At 61.4% G+C, this 7,342-nt stretch carries 5 protein-coding genes; all 5 read left to right on the top strand.

What is annotated here, in order from left to right; genetic code table 11:
- The first annotated feature begins 542 nt into the window (after window positions 1-542).
- The 5 genes from purM (at window position 543) to F4V43_RS18450 (ending at window position 6,978) form a co-directional block, all read left to right on the top strand.
- A complete protein-coding gene (purM, locus tag F4V43_RS18470) occupies window positions 543-1,586 on the top strand; it encodes a phosphoribosylformylglycinamidine cyclo-ligase (RefSeq protein ID WP_150459745.1) in 1,044 nt (347 codons plus the stop codon).
- On the top strand, window positions 1,583-2,209 hold the full coding sequence (gene purN / locus F4V43_RS18465; RefSeq protein WP_150459744.1) for a phosphoribosylglycinamide formyltransferase: 627 nt from the start codon (window positions 1,583-1,585) through the stop codon (window positions 2,207-2,209). Before purM ends, purN begins: the two co-directional genes overlap by 4 nt.
- A 187-nt stretch (window positions 2,210-2,396) precedes the next feature.
- Complete coding sequence (gene purH, locus F4V43_RS18460) at window positions 2,397-3,944, top strand: bifunctional phosphoribosylaminoimidazolecarboxamide formyltransferase/IMP cyclohydrolase (RefSeq protein ID WP_150459743.1); 1,548 nt, start codon at window positions 2,397-2,399, stop codon at window positions 3,942-3,944.
- Between the two features lie 27 nt (window positions 3,945-3,971).
- Window positions 3,972-5,300, top strand: coding sequence for a phosphoribosylamine--glycine ligase (purD, locus tag F4V43_RS18455; RefSeq protein ID WP_150459742.1), 1,329 nt, complete (start codon window positions 3,972-3,974; stop codon window positions 5,298-5,300).
- A gap of 337 nt (window positions 5,301-5,637) precedes the next feature.
- Window positions 5,638-6,978 (top strand): SEC-C metal-binding domain-containing protein, encoded by a 1,341-nt coding sequence (locus tag F4V43_RS18450; RefSeq protein WP_191089647.1) that lies wholly within the window; start codon window positions 5,638-5,640, stop codon window positions 6,976-6,978.
- Window positions 6,979-7,342 lie beyond the last annotated feature (364 nt).

The following is a 7,342-nucleotide window of genomic DNA, read 5'->3' as shown; positions in this document are numbered from 1 at the left end:
GGAAGCGGCTGAAGTACGGGTTACGGGAGCATGTTGCGGGAGCGGCGGAGGAACGGGTTGCGGAAGCAAGCCGGACCGTACGGACGCTATATTCGGCGGGAAAGCGGTTTTTCGCAGATGGCCGGACTCCACAGCCCTTATTTGCTTGAATTTGAGCCGTGAACAGCCGTTTGGGGCGAAATAAGGGCGCTGGGGTCCGGCAGCAAGCCCCAAAGCTGCGTGTTCGGGGAAATAAGGTCTCCTGTGTCCGCTATGCCGGAACTTCCGGCCAGTCAGAACGGACTGCCGGGCTGGCAGGCCGGATGCTGAGCAAACAGGCCGTGTACCGAGCAGACAGCGTATGCAGAGCAGAGAGCGTATGCAGAGCAAACAGGCCGTGTACCGAGCAGACAGCAAAATGCTGAACCAGCAGGCTGACTGCGCCGGTTAAGCCAGAAACGCACAAGTATTCATCCGGATCTGGCTGCCATTCAAGGGCTGGGCTGTCTGTGAGGCGGAGGTTTGAGCGGTACCCTATTCTTATGATAAAAGAGGTGTCTAACGTGTCGGAAGCCTACAAGAATGCCGGCGTCGATATTGCAGCGGGCAATGAAGCGGTCGAGCGGATGAAGAAGCATGTGAAGCGTACATTCCGGCCCGAGGTCATGACGGAACTCGGCGGCTTCGGCGCTCTGTTCGCGCTGAACAAGGACAAGTATGAGGAACCGGTGCTGGTATCCGGCACGGATGGAGTCGGCACGAAGCTGAAGCTTGCGTTCGCCGCGGACCGGCATGACACGATCGGGATTGATGCAGTGGCCATGTGCGTGAACGACATTGCGGTTCAGGGAGCGGAGCCGCTGTTCTTCCTCGATTATCTGGCCTGCGACAAAGTCATTCCCGAGAAGATCGAGGCGATTGTCTCGGGAATCGCCGAGGGCTGCCGGCAGGCCGGCTGCGCGCTGATCGGCGGCGAGACGGCCGAGATGCCGGGCATGTACGCCGAAGGCGAATATGATATCGCCGGCTTCACGGTGGGTATCGCCGACAAGGCCAAGCTGGTCACCGGCGGCTCGATTGCGCCCGGCGACCGGGTCATCGGTCTGGCTTCAAGCGGCATCCACAGCAACGGCTACTCGCTCGTGCGCAAGCTGCTGCTCGAAGGAGAAGACCGCTTCGGGCTGGACGAGACGCTGCCGGAGCTCGGCGCGCCGCTGTCCGATGTGCTGCTCGCTCCGACGAAGATCTACGTCAAGCCGGTGCTGGCTCTGGCAGAGAAGCTGACCGTCAAGGGCATGGCGCATATTACGGGCGGCGGCTTCATCGAGAACATTCCGCGCGTGCTGCCGGAGGGAGTGAATGTCGAGATCGACTACGGCTCCTGGCCGATTCAGCCGGTCTTCGGGCTGCTTCAGCGCCGGGGAGAGGTGACCCATCGGGATATGTTCACTACCTTCAATATGGGCATCGGCCTCGTGCTGGTCGTGGCGGAGGAAGACGAAGCGGCGGCGCTGGAGCTGCTTAAGGCGGCGGGCGAAGAGGCTTATGCCATCGGCCGCGTGACTGCGGGGGAACGCCGCGTGACCTTCCGGGGAGCGGAGGTATGAGCCGGGAGGCACCCGCCCGGATTGCCGTGTTCGCTTCCGGCCAAGGCAGCAACTTCACGGCGCTGCTTGAGGCCGAGCGCGAGGGCCGGTTGGGGAAGGCGCGCATTGTCCTCTTTGTCTCCGACCGGCCGGAAGCCCCGGCGGGCCGCAGAGCGGAAGAGGCCGGCGTGCCGACGCTGCTGCTGCGGCCGAAGGATTTCTCAGACCGCGGCGAATACGAGGCGGCCATTGTGGAAGAACTGCAGCGGCAGGGCATTGACCTCATCGTGCTGGCCGGGTATATGCGGCTGATTACGCCGGTGCTGCTGAGTCCTTTTGCCGGACGGATTCTGAATATTCATCCCTCGCTTCTTCCCGCCTTCCCGGGCAAGGATGCGATTGGACAGGCCCTGGCTTACGGCGTGAAGCTTACCGGGGTCACGGTACATATTGTGGACGGAGGCATGGACACCGGCCCGGTGGTGGCGCAGCGGGCGGTTGAAGTGCTGGAGACCGACGACGCCGCTTCGCTGGCGCAGCGGATCCATGCGGCCGAGCATGAGCTGTATGCCAAGGTGGTAGCCGCCTGGTCGGAGGGCAGGATCGAACTGGACGGAAGGCAGGCGAAGACCGGCGGCCTCTGATCCGGTGAACAGGCGACATTTCCCGACCCGGGAGCGCCGGATCAGGGAGGCAAGGTCGATATTTCTCGGGAAATACCGTGAAGCGCGGATTTTGACGAAGACAGGAAGACAGGAAGACAGGAAGAGCAGCACAGCATCATCCAGGACAGGACCCAATCACCGGTTGACAAGAGGAGGATCATTCAAAGTGAGTATCAAAAGAGCGCTGGTCAGTGTATCGGACAAGCGGGGCATCGTGGAATTTTGCCGCGAGCTGTCGCAGCTGGGTGTGGAAATTATCTCGACGGGCGGAACAAGTTCGCTGCTGGCAAAAGAAGGCGTGCCGGTTATCGGCATCTCCGACGTGACCGGGTTCCCGGAGATCATGGACGGACGCGTTAAAACGCTGCATCCCGCGGTTCACAGCGGCCTGCTGGCCGTGCGGGACAACGAAGAGCATACGCGGCAGATGCGGGAGCTGGGGCTGGATTATATTGATCTGGTCGTAGTGAACCTGTATCCGTTCGCGGAGACGATTGCCAAGCCCGGCGTGTCTTATGAGGAAGCGATTGAGAACATCGACATCGGCGGACCGACGATGCTGCGCTCGGCCGCGAAGAACCATGCGTTCGTCAGCGTGGTGGTGGACGCGGACGATTACGCCGGCGTGCTCGCCGAGGTGCGGGAGAACGGCGATACGACGCTGGCTACCCGCAAGCGGCTCGCGGCCAAAGTGTTCCGCCATACGGCGGCTTATGATGCTCTGATCTCCGATTACCTGTCGAATGTAACCGGCGAACCGCTGCCGGAGCGCTATACCGTTACTTATGAGAAGATTCAGGATCTCCGCTACGGCGAGAATCCGCATCAGAAGGCGGCCTTCTACCGGAAACCGCTGGCTGGGGGAGATACGCTGACGGCAGCGGAACAGCTGCACGGCAAGGAGCTGTCCTACAACAATATCAATGATGCCAATGCGGCACTGCAGATCGTCAAGGAATTCGACGAGCCGGCCGTTGTGGCGGTCAAGCATATGAACCCGTGCGGCGTAGGCGTAGGCGAGAGCATCTTCGAGGCGTACCAAAAAGCGTACAACGCCGATCCCGTCTCCATCTTCGGCGGGATTGTCGCAGCCAACCGCTATATCGATTCCGATACCGCAAATCTGCTGAAGGATGTCTTTCTGGAGATCATCCTGGCGCCGGGCTTCACGGATGAAGCGCTGGAGATTCTAACGAAGAAGAAGAACATCCGCCTGCTGAAGATCGGCGAGCTGGGCGCGGCGGCGGGCCGCAAGAGCAGCCTGGTCGTGACTTCCGTGGAGGGCGGCATGGTTGTGCAGGAGAGCGATGTGCATTCCATCGGCGAAGGCGACCTGAAGACGGTTACCGACCGGCAGCCGACGGAAGCCGAACTGAAGCAGCTCCTGTTCGCCTGGAAAGTCGTGAAGCATGTGAAGTCCAATGCGATTGTACTGGCGGCGGACGATATGACCATCGGGGTCGGGGCCGGTCAGATGAACCGGGTCGGAGCGGCAAAGATCGCGATTGAGCAGGCCGGCGCGAAGGCGCAGGGAGCGGTGCTGGCTTCGGACGCCTTCTTCCCGATGGGCGATACGGTAGAGGCCGCAGCGGCTGCCGGAATTACAGCCATTATCCAACCGGGCGGCTCCATTAAGGACGAAGAGTCAATCAAGGCCGCGAATGCGCACGGCATCGCCATGGTATTCACCGGCGTCCGCCACTTCAAGCACTAGAACAACGACAGAAGCGGAGGCATGAGCATGGATATATTGGTAATCGGCGGAGGCGGACGCGAGCACGCGATCTGCTGGAGCCTGTCGAAGAGTCCGAAGGCAGGTACGATCTATTGCGCTCCCGGCAACGCCGGGATTGCGCAGGTGGCCGAGTGCGTTCCGATTGAAGTCTCCGAGTTCGACCGGCTGGCGGCTTTTGCCAAGGATCGCAAGGTCGGGCTTGTGATTGTCGGACCGGATGACCCGCTGGCGGCGGGCATCGTCGATGTGCTGGAAGCGGCGTCCTTGCGGGTCTTCGGGCCGCGCAGGAACGCAGCGGAAATCGAAGGCAGCAAGACCTTCATGAAGGATCTGCTGCACAAGTACGGCATTCCGACGGCGGCCTACCGGAAGTTCGATCAGCATGCCGAGGCGCTGGCCTATTTGCGTACGCAGCCGCTTCCGGTCGTAATCAAGGCCGACGGACTGGCCGCGGGCAAAGGCGTCACGGTCGCCTATTCGGTTGAAGAGGCGGAGCTGGCGCTGGCAGACATTATGCTGGCCCGCGTGTTCGGAGACTCCGGCAGCCGGGTGGTCATTGAGGAGTTCCTGGAGGGCCAGGAGATGTCGATACTGGCTTTTGTGGACGGCGAGACCGTTCGGGCGATGCCGGCGGCGCAGGACCACAAGCCGATCTTCGACGGCGACCGGGGACCGAACACCGGCGGCATGGGCACGTATTCGCCGCTTTCGCATATCGACCCGGCCATCATCCATGAGGCCGTGGAGACCATCGTCAAGCCGACGGCCCTGGCGCTGGTCTCTGAAGGACGGCCGTTCACCGGCGTCCTGTTCGCGGGTCTGATGATCTCGCCGGACGGGAAGCCGAAGACGATCGAGTTCAACGCCCGGTTCGGCGACCCCGAGACCCAGGTCGTGCTGCCGCGCCTGCGGAGCGACCTGCTGGACATCTTCCTGGCGGCGACGGAAGGGCGGCTTGAAGAAGCGGAGATTGAATGGTCGGACGAGGCAGCGGTATGCGTCGTGCTGGCATCGGGCGGGTATCCCGGCGCATATCCGCAGGGCGTGCCGATCGAAGGCCTGGAAGACGGGGAAGCCGCCGAAGCGGCTCGAGCGGAAGCGGCTCCGGCGGAAGCGGAAGCGCAGATCGGAGAAGGCCGGGGCTTGGTCTTCCATGCGGGAACAGCCCGGGATGCGGACGGAAGGCTTGTAACCGCAGGCGGCCGTGTGTTGAATGTGGTCGGGCTCGGAGGCAGCATCGCCGAGGCGAGAGCTGCGGCTTATGCGCGGGCGGCCAAGATCCGGTTCGCGGGCAAGCAGAACCGGACGGACATTGCAGCGAAAGCGCTGGTCTGAAGCGGGAACTTCGAATAATTTCGGGTAAAGAACAAACGCCGTTGGCACAGCTCACAATTTTTAATGTGGAAAGTCCTAAAAAAGGGACTGACAAGTTGTGCCTGGGATGCTATAATATTGTTCGTACGGGGGAACAAGTACGGATAAATACAGATAGAAGAGGGCCTTCTCGATTGTCGGGAAGGCCCTTTTTAAGCGCGGTTAAGGGGTCTCCAGCGATTTCCGGTGCCGCCAGACCGATACGCTATCGGGGAGACCCGGGAATAATGGTATAATGTCGTAAGAAGTCGTGCTCCCGGAGAGGGCCGGCTTGTTAGAGCTTAAGGAGGAATTATTCTTGATTAAGATCGGTAGAAACGACCCCTGCCCCTGCGGCAGCGGCCATAAATACAAGAAGTGCTGTCTCGAGAAGGACCGGGCGGATGCGATGCCGGCCCTGAGACTTGCCTTCAACCGGGAGGCGGCTGCCGCTTCCGCACAGGCCGGGCAGAGAGAGGAAGCTCCGACGGAAGCGCCGGGGCTTAAGCTGTCCCCCGCCCCTTCGGCCCCGCCGGCCAAGCTGACGCTTGCCGGACTGCGCAAGCTGGCGTCCCGCGATCTGGAGTGGGCTCAGCCCGCTCATCTGGCCCTGGCCCAGACGCTGATCGAACGGATGAAGGGCGAGTACGACAAGGAGCTGATCCAGGAAGCGCTGCTGCTCTGGAACGCCTACTCGCGCCAGGTCCGGCCGGTTATCAAGAAGGAGGGGACGTACTGCGCGGCGATCGAATATTTCCTGTCGGAACAGTACGGGCTCTCTGTCCCGCTCAGCGGACTGGCGGACAAATACGAAGTCGCTTCCGCGACGATCAGCCGCCGCTGCAAGGAGCTGGCGGCCTATGCGGAAGAGTACGGCCTGCCGGATGGGCTTCCCGCGCCGGAAGACTTCGGCCTGATCGGGGATTCGTCCCGGGACCAGGCCCAGATTCTCGTCTACCGGGCTATGGAGACGGCGGGTTCCCGCCAGCGGGTTCAGCTTGCCCGGCGGGCGCTGGAAATGTATCCCGATTCGGCGGACGCCTATCAGATTCTCGCCGAAGAGGCCGGCAGCGAGGCAGAGGCGCGCTCGCTGCTGCAGCAGGGAATGGAAGCCGGGAGACGCGATCTCGGCTGGAGCTTTTTTGAGCAGCATAAAGGCCATTTCTGGGGATTGTTCGAGACCCGTCCCTATATGCGGGTGACCCGCAGCTATGCCGAATCCTGCTGGCTGGGAGGAGACGCCGACGAGGCGGCGGGAACGCTGGCTCACCTGCTGGAGCTGAATCCGGCGGACCATACGGGAGCCCGTTATCTGCTGCTGGCCGCGTACCTCTACACCGGGAAGCTGGAGGAAGCGCAGCGGGTGCTGAAACGCTATGGCGGAGAGGACTCCTCCGCTTCGTTCGCCTATGACCGGATGATTCTGGAGTACAAGCAGAGCGGAATTACGTCCCGGCTGAAAATGCTGTACCGCGTCGCCCGCGGCGTGAACCGGCATGTGCCGGATTATCTGCTCGGCGTAAAGCGGCTGCCGCCGGTGCTGCCGGATTACACGACTCCCGGCGAAGCCAGCGAGGCTTCGGAGTATGTCATCATGCACTCCCGCCTCTGGGCAAGCGTGCCGGAGCTGCTGAAGTGGATGCTGAAGCAGGCGGAGTAAAGGCGGATTGGCCCCTGGCCTTCGGCCTCAGAGCAACAAGACGAGAAACGGGCTCCCAAGGGGAACCCGTTTTTCTTGTGCGTTTCTTGGGGCGTTCCCCGGATTTTTTAGCAAGAAACCTGACATCGTCTACATAAAGCATGCTTTTTTACCGATACGCTAAGTATTAAATTTGCATGTTGGCGCAATTTCACCGCCGATAGCAGGGGAATATGGAATGAGGGGGATGCCCGATGGTTCAGCAGCGAATGAACAGCGAGCAGATAGAAGCGGAAAATGAGAATAGAACCGGGAGAAAACGGCGGAAGAGGGAAGATAAGCTGACACGTCCGGAAGGGACACAGCGTTCCTCCTTGTCGGCGTC

The organism is Paenibacillus spiritus, assembly GCF_008710135.1.
Lineage (GTDB): Bacteria > Bacillota > Bacilli > Paenibacillales > Paenibacillaceae > Paenibacillus_AQ > Paenibacillus_AQ glufosinatiresistens.
Note: the sequence above shows the minus strand (reverse complement) of the source record. Positions and strands in the feature narration are given on the sequence as shown.

What these genes read in the sequence shown, in the direction of transcription:
- purN (WP_150459744.1), top strand. Translation starts at nt 1,583, where the DNA reads ATGAGCCGGGAGGCACCCGCCCGGATTGCCGTGTTCGCTTCCGGCCAA.
- purD (WP_150459742.1), top strand. Translation starts at nt 3,972, where the DNA reads ATGGATATATTGGTAATCGGCGGAGGCGGACGCGAGCACGCGATCTGC.